Here is a 15,020-nt window from a genome sequence, read left to right on the forward strand (position 1 = left end):
TGTATAAAATCCCGTCTGTGTTGCCGGTGGCGATTGGCAGGATCGCCGCCATGTCGATGGCTGTGCGAAAGCCTGTGTGCGGCACTATTTATCGTTATGCGGGGAAAATGGTGCTGCCGGTGAGGATTGAACTCACGACCTCAGCCTTACCAAGGATGCGCTCTACCACTGAGCTACGGCAGCACTGCCAGCGTCGTTATTGCGGGCGGAGGGGGCCTATGTGCTTGGACAGGTCCGATTGTCAACCCGAAGCGTGTTGGTCTATGCGATTTTCATGACCGACAAGGACGACAAACAGGCCCGGCTGGCCGAGGCGCTGCGTGCCAATCTTCGCAAGCGCAAGGCGCAGGCGCGGGCACAACCGGCCCCCGCGCCCGAACCCGGCGCCCCTTCAGAGCCGGACGCGCCCTCCGGCGAGTAGGGCGCGCCGCGCGACCCGCATCACCCGATGGGCGCGCATTTGCGTTCCAGCCACGCCTTGTCCTCGCCATCAAGCTGCGGGCCGATCATTTCCAATACCCGCGCATGATAGGCGTTGAGCCACGCCAGTTCGTCCGGCGTCAGCAAGGCGGGTTCGATCAGGTCGCGCTCGATCGGCGCGAAGGTCAGCGTTTCGAACCCCAGCACGGTGCGGTCCTCGACCGGCTTTTCGACGATCAGCACCAGATTTTCGATGCGGATGCCATATTCACCCGCCTTGTAATAACCCGGTTCGTTCGAGCAGATCATGCCCGCGCGCAGCGGCTCGGTCGCACCGCTGCCCGGATAGTTGGGTGTGGAGATACGCTGCGGCCCTTCATGCACCGACAGATAGGCGCCGACGCCATGGCCGGTGCCATGGGCGTAATCGAGGCCGACTTCCCATAGCGGGCGGCGTGCGAAGGAATCGAGCTGGCCGCCGGTCACGCCTTCGGGCCATAGCGCGGTGTCGATGGCGATATGCCCCTTCAGCACGCGGGTGAAGCGGTCGCGCATTTCCGCCGTCGGTTCGCCGATGGGCAGGACGCGGGTGATGTCGGTGGTGCCGTCTTCATACTGACCGCCCGAATCGACGAGATAAAGCTGGCCCGGCTTCAGTTCGGCGTTGGAGGCTTCATCGACGCGGTAATGCGGGCTGGCTCCATGGCCGCCCGCGGCGGAAATCGTGTCGAAGGACGTGTCGCGCAGCACGCCGGTCTGCTGCCGGAATTCAAGCAGTCTGGCGACGCAATCGAGTTCGGTCAGCCCGCCTTTCGGCGCGGTTTCGGAAACCCAGCGCAGGAAACGGACGATCGCCGCCCCGTCGCGGGACTGGGCGGCGCGATGCCCGGCGATTTCGGCCGGGTTCTTGAGCGCCTTTGCCAGCACGACGGGATCGCGCACGCTCAGCACCTTCGCACCGCCCGCGTCCAGCCCGTCGAAAATCGCCGCGACCGCGCGTTCGGGATCGGCGGCAACGCGCTTGCCCGCAAACCGGGTCAGCGCATCGCCGAACGTCGCGCGGTCCTGCACCCGCACCGCGTTACCGAGATGCTGTGCGACGGCGTCAGTCACTTTTTCCGGCGCGACGAACAGGTCGGCGGTGCCGTCGGCATGGACGATGGCATAGCTGAGCGCGACCGGTGTGTGGACGACATCGGTGCCGCGAATGTTGAACGCCCATGCGATCGAATCGAGTGCGGACAGCACCACGGCATCGGCCTTGCGCTCCGCCAGCCAGTCGGCAATTTCAGCGCGCTTGTCGGCGGACGACCGGCCCGCCGCCATATCGGACTGTACCTCCAGTTTTGCAGGCGAAGGGGCAGGGTGGTCGGCCCAAACCGCGTCGATGGGATTACGCGGCACCGGCACCAGATCGGCACCGCGTTCGGCCAGCGCCTTTTTCGCTTCCTTCACCCATGCGCGGGTGTGGAGCCAGGGGTCGTAGCCGATGCGCCCCCCCTGTGGTGCGTGTTCGGACAGCCAGCCGGAAATGCTTTCCTGCGGCACCGGCACATATTGCCAGTCCTTGCCGTCAACCTGTTCACGCACCTGAAGCGTGTAGCGGCCGTCGGTGAAGATCGCGGCTTCCTCCGGCAGAACCACGGCATTGCCCGCCGACCCCTGAAACCCGGTCAGCCAGGCGAGACGTTGCGCATATTCGCCGACATATTCGCTCATATGCTCATCGGTCAGCGGCACCACGAACCCGTCGAGGCGGTCGGCCTTCAATTGTTCGCGCAGCGCTTTCAGGCGGTCGGAATAGCTGGACATCGGATCACTTTCGAATTGGCAAAGTTTAGGAAGTTGACGGTACGTCCCCCCTTGAGATGCTTCCCCACATGGGGGGTGCGGCAGCGTTGTGAAAGTAGGGGAGGGCAGGCCGTCGCGATCATGGCGCGTCTTGTGCCAGAAACGGCGCATGTAGGACAGGGGGGCTTCGCCGATGCCATTCGCGCTTCCCGTCGCGGCCAGCCCTCCCGTCGTCGATGTGGCCGGAACCCTGCCCTGCACATCCGCTGAACGGTTCGAACGGCTGCGGTCGCGATCGTGACAGCGGTACGGGGCGATGAAGTTTGTGGAGAGGTCTGATGATTACACTGACACCTGTTCAGATTGCCATCGGTCTTGTGGTTATTGCGGTCCTGATCGGCGTTGCCGTGATGGTGATCCGACGCAACAGGACGGCGCATCTGAGAGATCGATTCGGCGACGAATATGACCGTACGGTACGGGACCGCGGCGGCGCGTCAAAAGCGGAAGCGGAACTGGCCGAGCGCGAAAAGCGCGTCGCGAAGTTCGAACTACGTCCGCTATCGGCATCGCAGCGCGACGATTTCGTGCGCAACTGGCAGCGTATTCAGGGCCAGTTCGTCGATAATCCCGAAGGTGCCGTCGGCCATGCCGATGTGCTGCTGGGCGATGTGATGCAAGCACGCGGCTATCCGGTCAGCGATTTCGAACAGCGTACAGCCGACCTGTCGGTTGATCACGGCGAAGTCATCACCAATTATCGCACCGCTCATGCCATTGCGGTACGTCATGCGCGCGGTGAGGCGAGCACCGAAGACCTGCGTCAGGCAATGATCCATTATCGGGCGCTGTTCGACGATCTGGTCAATGAACCGTCGGGCGATGCTACCCCCGACCCGCGCATTCGCCGCATTCCGGAGGAGCGTATTCATGACTGATCTTACCCGCGAAGAAACCGCAGAGCGGCCCATGCGGACCGACGATCTGGTCGGACGGCCCCCCGATGCGGTGTGCATCCTGCCATATTTTGCCCGGTAGTTGCTCAGGCAGAGGCTATGCCGCGCCTTGCGCTGAGCAGTACCGTCAAGCGTGCAATGCCATACAGCAGCGTGCCGCCGATAAGCATCGGCAGGATTTGCGCAAACGGCGCGCCACCCGCCATCCAGGTCAGGCCGACCAGCACCGCCCCGGCAATGAACGATATCAGAATCTCCACCGCATCGACGCGTCGTCCATCGGTACCCGGCTCACGCCAGCGCAGCACCGGCAACACCAGCACCATGATGCAGCCGCCCAGAATGTTGGCGACTACATTGATCGTGGCCAGCGTTTCGAAATCACCCCACATCGCCATCACGCAGGCCATTCCGCCGATCAGGATGATCGCGTTGTCGGGCACCAGCCTGCGCCGCGACAGATGTCCGAACCAGCGCGGCAATATCTCCTGTTCTGCCATGCCATAGACCAGACGTGGCATGGCAACGATGCCGTTCAGCAGGTTTGCCCAGATCGAGAAGCCCGCCGCGATGACGATGGCGATTGTGCCCGCCGGTCCAGCCAGCTTCCCTGCCGCCATCGCCAGTGCGTTCTCGCCACCGCCTTCGGGCATGATCGCGGCAAAGGCGACGACCAGCAGCGCATAAAACAGCGTCACCCCGATCAGCACGGCCGCGATCGCGATCGTGACATTGCGTCTGGCATGCCGGACTTCGCCTGCCGACAACACCGCATAGACGAGGCCCGTATAGGCGTAGAAGGTGATGAGGATCGCGCTGCGATAGTCGCCTGCCGCCGGTGGCGAGACGCTGATCTGCGGACTGCCGAACAGGAATCCGCCGATGAGCAGCAGGACGAGGGGCGTCAGCTTGATAAAGGTGATCAACCCCAGGGTGCGCACTGATTTTCGCATGCCCGCCAGCGCCAGCAGGGTTGCGGCAATCAGGGTCGCGAGTGTCGCCGTCAGATGGATCGCAGGCTGTGCGAGCGGCGGAAACAGCGCGGCGAGATAGGTGATCATGATCAGTGCATTGGCGGCCAGCGCAACGACCTGCGCGATCATCGCGCCCAGCCCGACCTGAAACGAAACGAATTTCCCGAACGCTGCTTCGGCATAGAGAACGGGGCCGCCATTGCTGTCGAACCGTCGGCTGAGCCGCGACAGGATGAAGGCGGAGGGAAAGTGAAGCAGTCCGACCGCGATGATCAGCAACGGCGCAAATGCACCGACCGATCCGGTAAGGATGGCGGGCAGGGCGAAAATCCCCGCCCCGATCATGCCGTTCAGGGTGAACAGCATGGGCGCGATCAGGCCGACACTGCGAACCGGAACCCGTTCCTGCATGATGTCGCGCCTCTCCACCGCCGCCGATGCGCAACGGTACCGGTGCCTCGATGGGAAATCCTGAGGGAATTATGATGGCGGCGCTTTTCGAGCAGCGTTGCCGACCGGCGTTCGATTCCGTAGGGCTTGGCGCATGACAACCAGCCCCAGGCCGCCCGTCGCGGCAACCCGCCCGCATAGCTACACCCGCCACGGCGTGACCATCGAAGACCCATGGGCATGGATTCGCGCACCGGGATATCCCGCGCCGGTCGAGGATGCCGATGTGCTCGGCTATCTGGAGGCGGAGAACGCCTATTACGAAGCGGTGATGGAGCCGCTGAAGCCGCTGGCCGACACGCTGTTCACCGAGATGCGCGGGCGGATCAAGGAAGACGATGCGACCGTCCCGCAAAAGGACGGCGACTGGCTCTACTGGACCGATTTCGAGAAGGGCGGCGAATATCGCCGCTGGTGGCGCAAGCCGGTGGGCGGGGGCGAGGATCAGCTGATCCTCGACGAACCGGCGCTGGCGAAGGGCAAGGAGTATTTCTCGCTGGGTGCGTTTGCGGTCAGCCCGGACGGCAGGCTGCTCGCCTATGCGGTGGATGACAGCGGCGCGGAGCGATTCGAGATTCGCGTGAAGGATCTCGAAACCGGCGCCCTGTTGCCCGATACCATTCCCGGCATGTTGTCGTCGATCGTATGGACGGCGGACTCGAAGGGCTTTCTCTACGGCCTCGCCAACGAGCACTGGCGCACCGACAATGCGCGCTGGCACAGGCTGGGCGACGATCCGGCGGACGATGTCGAACTCTATCATGAAGACGATGACGGCTGGCGCGTGTCGGTGGGCGAAACGCAGTCGCGCAACTGGCTGGTGATTTCGGCCGGCGACCATGTGACCAGTGAGATTTACCTGCTTCCCGCCGACAATCCGGCGGCCGAGCCGATCCTGGTCGCCGCCCGCAAGCCGGGGCGCGAATATGATGTGGAGGAACATGACGGCACGCTGTTCATCCACACCAACGACACCCATACCAACTGGCGGCTGGTGACGGCGAGTATCGACGCACCCGGAGATTGGGTGGAGCGGATCGCGCCGTCCGACGATTTCTACATGACGGGTGTCACCTGTTTCGCGGATTTCTTCGTCGTGGAAGGGCGTGACCGGGGCCTCGATCAGGTCGAAATCCACCGCTACGACCCGACAATCGCACCGCACCGGATCGTCTTTCCCGAAAGCAGCTATGTCGCGGGCGAGGGCGATAATCCCGAATATGCGATTACGAAGCTGCGGCTGGGCTATGAATCGATGGTCACGCCGGGAACCGTCTATGATTACGACATTGCGACCGGCACGCTCGAAACGCTGAAGGTACAGGAAATCCCGTCGGGCTATGACGCGTCGGGCTATGCCAGCGAGCGGCTGGAAATTACCGCGCGCGACGGGACGGCGGTGCCGGTATCGGTGGTCTATCCGAAGGATTTTCCGCGCGACGGGTCGGGCAGGCTCTACCTCTATGCCTATGGCGCCTATGGCCATGCGATCCCGCCGGGATTTTCGACCGGGCGGCTGAGCTTCCTCGATCGCGGCATGGCCTATGCCATCGCGCATATCCGCGGTGGCGACGATCTGGGCCAGCAATGGTATCTCGACGGCAAGCTGGAAAAGCGCACCAACAGCTTTACCGATTTCGTCGATGCGGCGAAGGGGCTGATCGAACGCGGCTTCACCGCGCCGGGCAATATCGCGATTTGCGGGCGTTCGGCGGGTGGCGAGCTGATGGGTGCGGTCGCCAATTCCGACCCCGATCTGTGGGGCGTGGTGGTGGCCGATGTGCCGTTCGTCGATGTGCTCAACACGATGCTCGACGAAAGCCTGCCGCTGACGCCCGGCGAGTGGCCGGAATGGGGCAATCCGATCGAGGACAAGGCGGCGTTCGACCTGATCCGCAGCTATTCGCCCTATGACAATGTCGAGGCGAAACCCTATCCGCCGATGTTCATTTCAGGCGGGTTGAACGATCCGCGCGTGACCTATTGGGAACCGGCGAAATGGGCGGCGAAGCTGCGCGCGACCAGGACCGACGATCATGTGCTGGTGCTGAAGACCAATATGGGTGCAGGCCATGGCGGCAAATCGGGGCGCTGGGAATCGCTGCGCGAGGCGGCGGAGGAAAACGCGTTCGTGCTGTGGCAGCTTGGGCTGGCGGAGATGGGGTAATCTCCGCGTCATCGCGAGCGAAGCGAGCCGGATGGACTGCCGCGTCGCTTCGCTCCTCGCAGTGACGGGGGTTCAATGGCAGCAGTGATGTTTCGGCGCGGGCTGTTTCTTGCTCAGGAGGTAGAGCCATATGGCCAGCGCACCGAAGGCGATGTTGAGCCAGAAGGTATAGTCGATCGAGAAGGTCATCAGCTTGACCCGAATGTCGGGCTGTAGCTGCGGCACCAGTCCGAGCGCGTTGAAGCCGAGATCGACAAGGATCGCGGCGATCACCATCGAAGCATAGAGCACCGCGCCGATATAGGCGGCCATGCGCAGCCCGAAATAGCGGCGATAGGCATCGAGCAGCGGCAGGATGATGAGGTCGCCGTAAATGAAGGCGATGACACCGCCGAAGGTCGCCCCGCTTGCCCACAGGATCGCGGCCAGCGGCACATTGCCGATCGAGCAGAGAAAGGTCAGCGACGCGACGATGGGGCCGAGGATGGCGTTGGCGGGGATCTGGATCGCGGCGGGCGCGTTCGACAGGAACAGCGAGTGCCAGAAGCTGTCGGGCACGAATGCGGCGATCAGGCCGCCGACCGCGAAGCCGATGGCCAGATCCTTCCACAGCATCGACCAGTCCATGGTGAAGTGCCGCGCAACCGCCAGTCGGCCCTCACGGCTTGCCAGCCGCTGCCACCAATGCTCGCCCGGCGGCATGGCGCCGCCATGACCGTGTCCGTCGCCCGATTCCATGTGCGAGCGGGCGTCCTCCGCCAGCTTCGCCGGATAAGTCGCCTTGACGATCAGGCTCATCACCAGGATCAGCACGATGCCGCCGACCCATTCGGCGACCATGAATTGCCAGCCCATCAGCAGATAGAGCACGATGCCTAGTTCGATGACGAGGTTGGTGGAGGCGAAGAGGAAGGCCAGCGCCACCTCCAGCGCCGCACCCTTGCGGAACAGCGTGCGGGTGATCGAGGTGGAGGCGAAGGAGCAGCTTGAACTGGCGGCGCCCAGCAATGCGGCCAGCCCGATCTGACGCGGGCCGCCCTTGCCCAGCCGCGCGCGCAGCGCCTCATTGGGGACGACCGTCTGCAACGCCGCGGAAATCGCGAAGCCCAGCACCAGCGTCCAGCCGGTTTTCCAGAACATGCCCAGCGCCATCAACAGCGCGTCGCCCAGCCGATCGATAATGCCCATGTGCCGCTACATGATACGGGGGTGGGGTATTTTCAACCGCTAATATGCGGGACAGGGCAGGGCGGCCTCACAACCCCTTGCGGCGGCGCCGGGCAGGCGCCTCTCAGAGCGCAAGCAGGGCTTTGCCGATCCGTATCAGGTCAGGAATGCGATATAGGATATGATTACCACGATCCTTGAAGATTGATGGGCGCACGTAATCAGATGCGACTCCCGCATAGAGCAGCGTGTCGTTCAGCGGATATTCGGTTCTTCCGCCAGCAGTGCACCGATGCGATGGAGCAGGTGCTGGGTTTGATTATCGGGCACCGTGTTTCTCCTTTGGTTCGTTGCAAATCCGCTGGTGATCGTGGCGCATCGCGACGGCATGGTAGCTTGCTATGCGAAGGCGTTCGTGATGGGCATCTGTATTCGCAAAAGCTTGGGAGGATATTTCGTCTCAGCCCGTCCACCACATATTCGAGGCGATTGGCAGACGCCGGATGCGTGCAGCCGACCCGGAATGGCTTGAAAGCGGTATAGAAGAAAGGAGGGGTGCTGGGGTGATAAGACAAATCGACGCCAGAATGAGTTGCTTTTTTCAGTAAGCCAATTCGAAAGCTTGAGAGACGGAAAAAGGTGGGTTTGCGCATGTCTGCTTTAAGCGCATCGTTTCGTAAAGCTGGCATTGCCTTGACAGGCCAAGTCGGGCCGAACTCGCAAAATTAGACGGCCGAACGTTCGACGCAAAGGCAACTTGCACCCAATAGCCGCGCCATTTGGACGGTTTCACGTTCGTCTATCAATGGATCGTCACTGGACAGTCGCCTTCCATCGTTAAGACGTTAGGTGTTAGTCGCCTTCCCATCCAAATACATCTTCCAGACCGACATTGAACAGTCGCGCAATGCGAAAGCTGGTTTCGAGGCTGGGGGAATAGCGCCCCAGCTCAATGGCGATGATTGTGTGGCGCGTGACCCCCACCGCCTCGCCCAGCGCGGCCTGGCTCATCTGGCCGTGTTTCTCGCGCAAGCTCCGCACGCGGTTGGTGATTGGGGGGCGCTTACCCATAGTCCCGCCCCGTCAGACCGCGCGGCGGAAAAGGAAAATCTGGAACAGGTATTCTGCCAACTGCGCCACGATTAGCGCGCCAACGATGGCGTGAACCAGCAGGGTGGCGCTCCACCCACCAATATACATGATGATGGCAGTGATGACGCCGAGGCCGAGCACGATGCCCGACCAATTGCCGGCACGGTCCATCACGATCCGCTCGCGCTCATCGGCGCTGGCGTGAGCTTCTCTCGGTGAGAGGATTGCGAGAACTGTCTGCGCGATAATCGACAGCACGATCACTGCGAGAACATAGGAGATGAGCGGGCCGATGACAGGGGCTTGCGGTGCGGCTGCGACCAGTTGAGCATACCAAACCCCGGTAACGAGCATGATCGCCCCCATAGCCCAGGCAGATTTTTCCTTGAAAGACATGGCGTGAATCTCCTGTTCATGTAGAATATTTTCTACATAGAAGATCTGCGAGCATATGTCGAATATTTTCGACATAGTTCGGCCGACGTTTTACTCACCGCTCGAAGCATGTCGGATTTGATCGCTCTCGGAGACCCCTAAACCGATATCGAATGACTGCGATTAAGGTCGGATCCTGAAAGGCGGTTTTTTGGCGCAGGTTTCAGAGTTGGTGCGGGCGGGGGGACTCGAACCCCCACGAGCCTTTCGGCCCTACGGATTTTCGTACCAGCTACGGCTTTCGCCGCCGCTCAACCCTTGAGCGTTTGTGGTCTGGACTATCCCTTCACCCTGCTTCGCGTGCGCGAAGGACAGGTGCTGCCCGTCTAGTCTCTACACCTTCCGCCGACAGCGCATGGCCGTTGGCGGCTTGGCTCGGGATCGCCATCTGACAGGGTTCCCCGAATTTGAGCAGTTCTGCATCCCGGGTTTCCCGCAGGAGCACTCAATTGTGTGTCCAAGTCCGTTGCGTCTACCGATTTCGCCACGCCCGCACAGGCACGACCGCGCCGGTATAGGCAGGCGTATCGCGTGCGCCAAGCGGGATGTGACTGAAAAAAGAAGCCGGCCATGTATCGGCATCGGCAAGGAGCCGGGAGCCATTGCCCGGTCCAGGTCATCCGGGACGTTGCGCCTTCAGGCGTTGAGGCGGACGCGCATTTCCTTGCCCGGTTTGAAATAGGGCACGCGCTTGGCCTGCACATCGACCGATTCGCCGGTGCGCGGATTGCGGCCGGTGCGTGCATCGCGGGCGCGGGTCGAAAAGGCACCGAAGCCGCGCAGTTCGACACGCCCGTCCTGTGCCAGCCGCGTGCTGATCGTGTCGAAGAAAACCGTCACGATGCGTTCGATATCGCCCAGGGCGAGATCGGGGTTGTCGCGTGCAAGAAGCTGCACCAGTTCGGAACGGATCATTCCACTTCCCCCATGATGTGATGCATCGGGATTATACCACATGCCTGATGATCAGGCGACCGGGGCAAAGGTGTAGCTACCCCATTGATCCATATCAAGATCTGTATACGAAAAAGGCGGCGGAAGATTGCTCTTCCACCGCCCGATTTTCGTCCCGGATCGGGATCAGCCTTCGTCGCCGCCGCGCGCCTTCAGCGCTTCGCCGAGAATGTCGCCCAGCGATGCGCCCGAATCGGACGAACCGTACTGCGCAACCGCCTGCTTCTCTTCGGCGATCTGCAGCGCCTTGATCGAGAAGGTCGGCTTCTTGGAACGGTCGAACCCGGTGACCATCGCGTCGAACTTCTGGCCGACCTGGAAACGGTCGGGGCGCTGTTCGTCGCGGTCGCGGCCAAGGTCGCTGCGCTTGATGAAGCCGGTGGCACCATCGTCGCCGGCCTGTACCTCAAGACCCGCATCGCGGACTTCCAGCACGCTGACGGTAACGATCGCACCCTTGGACAGGCGGTCGCCCGAGGTGGCGACACCGACGGTCGGCGCACCGCGCTCAAGCTGCTTCATGCCCAGGCTGATGCGTTCCTTGTCCGGCTCGACGGCCAGCACGATGGCCTGAACCGTTTCGCCCTTGCGGTGCAGGTTGAGCGCATCCTCGCCCGAAATGCCCCAGGCGATGTCGGACATGTGGACCATGCCGTCGACATCGTTGTCGAGACCGACGAACAGGCCGAATTCGGTGGCGTTCTTGACTTCGCCCTCGACGGTCGAGCCGACGGGATGTTCTTCCGCGAACTTCTCCCACGGATTGGCCTGCGCCTGCTTCAGGCCCAGCGAGATGCGGCGCTTGTCTTCGTCGACTTCCAGCACCATGACCTCGACCTCCTGAGAGGTGGAGACGATCTTGCCCGGATGGACGTTCTTCTTCGTCCAGCTCATTTCGGAAACATGGACCAGACCTTCGATGCCCGGTTCCAGTTCCACGAACGCACCATATTCGGTGATGTTGGTGACGCGGCCCGCCAGCTTCATGCCGACCGGATATTTGGCCGATGCGCCTTCCCACGGATCGCTCTCGAGCTGCTTCATGCCCAGCGAGATACGCTGCGTCTCGCGGTTGATGCGGATGATCTGCACCTTCACCGTCTGGCCGATTTCCAGCATCTCGCTGGGGTGGCCGACGCGCTTGTAGGAAAGGTCGGTGACGTGCAGCAGGCCGTCAATGCCGCCCAGATCGACGAACGCACCGTAATCGGTGATGTTCTTGACCACGCCCTCGATAATCTGGCCTTCGGTCAGCGACTGGATCAGGCCCGAACGCTGCTCGGCGCGGGTTTCTTCCAGAACCGCGCGACGCGATACGACGATGTTGCCGCGCTTGCGGTCCATCTTCAGGATCTGGAACGGCTGCGGCATGTCCATCAGCGGGGTGACATCGCGCACCGGGCGGATATCGACCTGGCTGCCGGGCAGGAAGGCGACGGCGCCGTTCAGGTCGACGGTGAAGCCGCCCTTCACGCGGCCGAAGATCACGCCTTCGACGCGCGCACTTTCGGCATATTCGGCTTCCAGCTTGTCCCAGGCGGCTTCGCGGCGGGCGCGGTCGCGGCTCAGCATCGCTTCGCCGTTCGCATTTTCGACGCGGTCGATATAGACTTCGACCTCATCCCCCACGTTCAGTTCCGCCTTCTGACCCGGTGCGGCGAATTCACGCAGCGGCACGCGGCCTTCGGACTTCAGGCCGACGTCGATGACGGCCATGTCGTTTTCAATTCCGGTAACGGTGCCGATGACGACGCGGCCTTCAAAGCTGTCGGCGCCGCCAAGGGTCTGTTCAAGCATCGCCGCGAAATCGTCGCGGCTGGGGTTTGCCGTAGTGGCCATAAACCAGAGGTTCCTATTTCAAATCATTTTTCCGGCCAGCCGGTTGGTTCCGGCGGTCTTGTGGCCGAACTGCCGCGGCGGCCGAACGCCGGTCACGGCATCCTTTGGACGGAAGCGATCGCGAAAACCCTGTAAATATGCGAATAGACGCGACAACGCCGACCGGTCGTTACGGCCGCGTTTCGCGTTCGCTGTTGGCTGGGGCGGTTACGCCTTCGCCGCTATTCGGGCTTCCACGAGCGCAATCGCCCGCTGGACGGCGGCCTCTATACTGAGAAAGCTCGTATCGAGCAAGGCGGCATCTGCGGCCTGCCGCATGGGGGCATCGGTGCGTTTCGCATCGCGATCGTCGCGCGCGCGGATGTCGGCCAGCACCCGGTCGAAGGTGACGTCGATTCCGGCCTTGCGCAACTCGCTATGGCGGCGCTGGGCGCGGATGCGCGGGGTTGCCTTGACGAACAGCTTGGCGTTCGCGTCCGGCGCGATCACCGTGCCGATATCGCGCCCGTCGAGGATCGCGCCGCCGGGTTGCTGGGCAAAGCGCTTCTGCCGTTGCAGCAGCGCGGCACGCACCAGCGGATGCGCGGAAACGATGGAAGCCACCTTGCCGACTTCATCGGTGCGCAAACCGGGATCGTCGAGCAGGCTGTCGGGAAAATCGCAACAGGCGACCGCGTCGGCCTCTACTGCGGGATCGAGTTCTTCACGCAGCACATTGGCCGCGACCGCACGATAGAGCAGCCCGGTATCGAGATGCGGCAGGCCATAGTGCCGCGCCAATGCGCGCGCGATCGTGCCCTTGCCCGATGCGGCGGGTCCGTCGACGGCAATGATCATTGGTTGAGCCATGCGCTATGGGCACCAAGTGCCGTGGCGGTGTCAACAAAATCGGGATAGCTGGTGGCGATCGGGCGGGCATCGTCGATGGCGATGGCGCTTTTCGCGTTCAGCCCGGCAATCGCCATACTCATTGCGATACGATGATCCAGATGGGTTTCGATCCGGGCGCCACCGGGCAGCGGCTCGCCGCCGGTACCGGTGATCGCCGCGCCGTCGGGATATTCCTCGATTGCCGCGCCGCACGCCTGAAGTGCGGTAGCCATTGCCGCGATGCGATCCGATTCCTTGACGCGCAGTTCCTCCGCCCCGCGCGCGACGGTCCGCCCCTGTGCGAAGGAAGCGGCGACGAACAGTGCGGGATATTCGTCGATCATGCTGGGCACCAGTTCGGGCGGCACCTCGATTCCCGACAGCGGCGCGTGGCGGACGCGCAGGTCCGCGACCGGCTCGCCTCCGACATCCCGCGCGTCCACTTCCTCGATGTCCGCGCCCATCATCTTCAGCGCGGTGACGATGCCGCTGCGCGTCGCATTCAGCCCGACATTGCGAATCAGGATGTCCGAACCCGGCACGATCGAGGCGGCGACCATCCAGAAGGCGGCCGAAGAGGGGTCTCCCGGTACGGTGATCGTCTGCGGCTTCAGTTCCGCTTCGCCGGTGATCGCGATAATTCGCCCTTCCGGCGTTTCCTCGACGGTCAGGTCGGCACCGAAGCCGCGCAACATCCGTTCGGAATGGTCGCGCGTCGGCACCGGCTCGATCACACGGGTCGCACCGGGGGTGTTCAGTCCGGCGAGCAGCACCGCCGACTTTACCTGCGCGGATGCGACCGGCAGCGTATAGGTGATCGGTACGGCGGGCGCGATCCCGCGCACCATCAGCGGCAGGCGGTTGCCCGGACTGGCGGTGAATTCCGCGCCCATTTGCGACAGCGGGGTGATGACGCGGTCCATCGGCCGTTTCGACAAAGAGGCGTCGCCGGTGAAGCTGACGGTGATCGCATGGCTCGCCACCAGCCCCATCAGCAGCCGTGTGGAGGTACCCGAATTGCCCATGTCGAGCGCGGTTTGGGGTTGCAGCAGACCGCCCACGCCGACGCCGTGCACGCGCCAGACAGTGTCGTCGCCCCGTACGATATCGGCACCCATCGCGCGCATCGCGGCGGCGGTGGCCAGCACGTCTTCGCCCTCCAGCAGGCCGGTGATTCGGCTTTCGCCCACCGCAAGTCCGGCAAACATCAGCGATCGGTGGCTGATCGATTTGTCGCCGGGAACCGTGATGGTTCCGGTCAGCGGACTGTGTGCCGAAAGCGACAGCGGGCGGGGCGATTGCATCGTCATAAGCGCGCGGCTTTTGACAGCGCGCTTGCGCTATGGCAAGGCGCGCGCCACTTTGCGGAACAATCCGCCGAATCCTACATCAATGTTGAAAGGCAATAGAGGCCGTATCTATGGTGAAGCCGGAATGGGGCACGAAGCGGACCTGCCCGAAATGCGCTACCCGATTCTATGACCTGACGAAGGAAGACCCGGTAACCTGCATCGAATGCGGCTATGCCTGGATTCCCGAACCGGTGCTGAAATCCAAACAGCCGGTACCGTTCGATCAGGTCAAGACGGATAAGGAAAAGAAAGCCGAGCAGGATCAGGACCTCGAAGATGAGGATCTGGACATCGACGAGGATGAAGACACCGTCGATGACGACGATCTGGGTGGTGACGACGATCTGGGCGTCAACACCAAGGAAGAAAAGGACGAGGACAACTGATTGTCCCGGCGGGCGCAAACAGCGCTTGCCAAACCGGCGTCGCCTGATTAATGGGCGACGCCTTCCCACCGGAAACGGGGCCGTAGCTCAGCTGGGAGAGCGTCGCAATGGCATTGCGAAGGTCAGGGGTTCGATCCCCCTCGGCTCCACCATTTTCTCTTTTTCGA

13 protein-coding genes and 2 tRNA genes are annotated in these 15,020 nt (G+C 62.7%); 5 read left to right on the forward strand and 10 right to left on the reverse strand.

Translation table 11 applies throughout. The features are described from left to right. Positions 1–108: 108 nt before the first annotated feature. A tRNA-Thr gene (locus tag FHR23_RS11095) sits at positions 109–183 on the reverse strand. A 55-nt stretch (positions 184–238) separates the two neighbouring features. Here FHR23_RS11095 and FHR23_RS11100 point away from each other — a divergent pair. Continuing rightward, on the forward strand, positions 239–421 hold the full coding sequence (locus tag FHR23_RS11100) for a hypothetical protein (protein WP_221227526.1): 183 nt from the start codon (positions 239–241) through the stop codon (positions 419–421). 20 nt (positions 422–441) lie between these two features. Here FHR23_RS11100 and FHR23_RS11105 read toward each other — a convergent pair whose 3' ends face one another. Continuing rightward, positions 442–2,232 (reverse strand): aminopeptidase P family protein, encoded by a 1,791-nt coding sequence (locus FHR23_RS11105; protein WP_184003954.1) that lies wholly within the window; start codon positions 2,230–2,232, stop codon positions 442–444. Positions 2,233–2,549: 317 nt separating this feature from the next. Here FHR23_RS11105 and FHR23_RS11110 point away from each other — a divergent pair, with 317 nt between their 5' ends. Then, positions 2,550–3,149 carry a hypothetical protein gene (locus FHR23_RS11110; RefSeq protein ID WP_184003956.1) on the forward strand — a complete coding sequence of 200 codons (600 nt, stop codon included), beginning with the start codon at positions 2,550–2,552 and terminating at the stop codon, positions 3,147–3,149. 104 nt (positions 3,150–3,253) lie between these two features. Here FHR23_RS11110 and FHR23_RS11115 read toward each other — a convergent pair whose 3' ends face one another. Further along, positions 3,254–4,552 carry an APC family permease gene (locus FHR23_RS11115; RefSeq protein ID WP_184003958.1) on the reverse strand — a complete coding sequence of 433 codons (1,299 nt, stop codon included), beginning with the start codon at positions 4,550–4,552 and terminating at the stop codon, positions 3,254–3,256. A 133-nt stretch (positions 4,553–4,685) separates the two neighbouring features. Between FHR23_RS11115 and FHR23_RS11120 the strand changes: the two genes are divergently transcribed. Next, positions 4,686–6,758, forward strand: coding sequence for a S9 family peptidase (locus FHR23_RS11120; protein ID WP_184003960.1), 2,073 nt, complete (start codon positions 4,686–4,688; stop codon positions 6,756–6,758). A gap of 72 nt (positions 6,759–6,830) precedes the next feature. Here the strand turns inward: FHR23_RS11120 and FHR23_RS11125 are convergent, their stop codons facing one another. From FHR23_RS11125 to aroA, 7 genes are all read right to left on the reverse strand, one after another. Further along, positions 6,831–7,946 carry a permease gene (locus FHR23_RS11125; RefSeq protein ID WP_184003962.1) on the reverse strand — a complete coding sequence of 372 codons (1,116 nt, stop codon included), beginning with the start codon at positions 7,944–7,946 and terminating at the stop codon, positions 6,831–6,833. A gap of 831 nt (positions 7,947–8,777) precedes the next feature. Continuing rightward, a complete protein-coding gene (locus FHR23_RS11130; protein WP_184003964.1) occupies positions 8,778–8,996 on the reverse strand; it encodes a helix-turn-helix transcriptional regulator in 219 nt (72 codons plus the stop codon). Between the two features lie 12 nt (positions 8,997–9,008). Next, a complete protein-coding gene (locus tag FHR23_RS11135; RefSeq protein ID WP_246359848.1) occupies positions 9,009–9,413 on the reverse strand; it encodes a hypothetical protein in 405 nt (134 codons plus the stop codon). A 675-nt stretch (positions 9,414–10,088) separates the two neighbouring features. Continuing rightward, positions 10,089–10,367, reverse strand: coding sequence for an integration host factor subunit beta (locus tag FHR23_RS11140; RefSeq protein ID WP_184003966.1), 279 nt, complete (start codon positions 10,365–10,367; stop codon positions 10,089–10,091). 165 nt (positions 10,368–10,532) lie between these two features. Next, on the reverse strand, positions 10,533–12,245 hold the full coding sequence (rpsA, locus tag FHR23_RS11145) for a 30S ribosomal protein S1 (RefSeq protein WP_184003968.1): 1,713 nt from the start codon (positions 12,243–12,245) through the stop codon (positions 10,533–10,535). A gap of 207 nt (positions 12,246–12,452) precedes the next feature. Next, complete coding sequence (locus tag FHR23_RS11150) at positions 12,453–13,082, reverse strand: (d)CMP kinase (RefSeq protein WP_184003970.1); 630 nt, start codon at positions 13,080–13,082, stop codon at positions 12,453–12,455. Continuing rightward, positions 13,079–14,425 carry a 3-phosphoshikimate 1-carboxyvinyltransferase gene (gene aroA, locus FHR23_RS11155; protein WP_184003972.1) on the reverse strand — a complete coding sequence of 449 codons (1,347 nt, stop codon included), beginning with the start codon at positions 14,423–14,425 and terminating at the stop codon, positions 13,079–13,081. Before aroA ends, FHR23_RS11150 begins: the two co-directional genes overlap by 4 nt. Before the next feature lie 110 nt (positions 14,426–14,535). On the opposite strand from aroA, the gene FHR23_RS11160 reads away from it, so the two are divergent. Then, positions 14,536–14,853, forward strand: coding sequence for an FYDLN acid domain-containing protein (locus tag FHR23_RS11160; protein ID WP_184003974.1), 318 nt, complete (start codon positions 14,536–14,538; stop codon positions 14,851–14,853). A gap of 76 nt (positions 14,854–14,929) precedes the next feature. Then, positions 14,930–15,005, forward strand: a tRNA-Ala gene (locus FHR23_RS11165). The last annotated feature ends 15 nt before the right edge of the window (positions 15,006–15,020 follow it).

This window comes from Stakelama sediminis (genome assembly GCF_014199335.1).
Classification (GTDB): domain Bacteria; phylum Pseudomonadota; class Alphaproteobacteria; order Sphingomonadales; family Sphingomonadaceae; genus Sphingomonas; species Sphingomonas sediminis.

What these genes read in the sequence shown, in the direction of transcription:
- FHR23_RS11105 (WP_184003954.1), bottom strand. Translation starts at nt 2,232, where the DNA reads ATGTCCAGCTATTCCGACCGCCTGAAAGCGCTGCGCGAACAATTGAAG.
- FHR23_RS11110 (WP_184003956.1), top strand. Translation starts at nt 2,550, where the DNA reads ATGATTACACTGACACCTGTTCAGATTGCCATCGGTCTTGTGGTTATT.
- FHR23_RS11115 (WP_184003958.1), bottom strand. Translation starts at nt 4,552, where the DNA reads ATGCAGGAACGGGTTCCGGTTCGCAGTGTCGGCCTGATCGCGCCCATG.
- FHR23_RS11120 (WP_184003960.1), top strand. Translation starts at nt 4,686, where the DNA reads ATGACAACCAGCCCCAGGCCGCCCGTCGCGGCAACCCGCCCGCATAGC.
- FHR23_RS11125 (WP_184003962.1), bottom strand. Translation starts at nt 7,946, where the DNA reads ATGGGCATTATCGATCGGCTGGGCGACGCGCTGTTGATGGCGCTGGGC.
- FHR23_RS11130 (WP_184003964.1), bottom strand. Translation starts at nt 8,996, where the DNA reads ATGGGTAAGCGCCCCCCAATCACCAACCGCGTGCGGAGCTTGCGCGAG.
- FHR23_RS11135 (WP_246359848.1), bottom strand. Translation starts at nt 9,413, where the DNA reads ATGTCTTTCAAGGAAAAATCTGCCTGGGCTATGGGGGCGATCATGCTC.
- FHR23_RS11140 (WP_184003966.1), bottom strand. Translation starts at nt 10,367, where the DNA reads ATGATCCGTTCCGAACTGGTGCAGCTTCTTGCACGCGACAACCCCGAT.
- rpsA (WP_184003968.1), bottom strand. Translation starts at nt 12,245, where the DNA reads ATGGCCACTACGGCAAACCCCAGCCGCGACGATTTCGCGGCGATGCTT.
- FHR23_RS11150 (WP_184003970.1), bottom strand. Translation starts at nt 13,082, where the DNA reads ATGATCATTGCCGTCGACGGACCCGCCGCATCGGGCAAGGGCACGATC.
- aroA (WP_184003972.1), bottom strand. Translation starts at nt 14,425, where the DNA reads ATGACGATGCAATCGCCCCGCCCGCTGTCGCTTTCGGCACACAGTCCG.
- FHR23_RS11160 (WP_184003974.1), top strand. Translation starts at nt 14,536, where the DNA reads ATGGTGAAGCCGGAATGGGGCACGAAGCGGACCTGCCCGAAATGCGCT.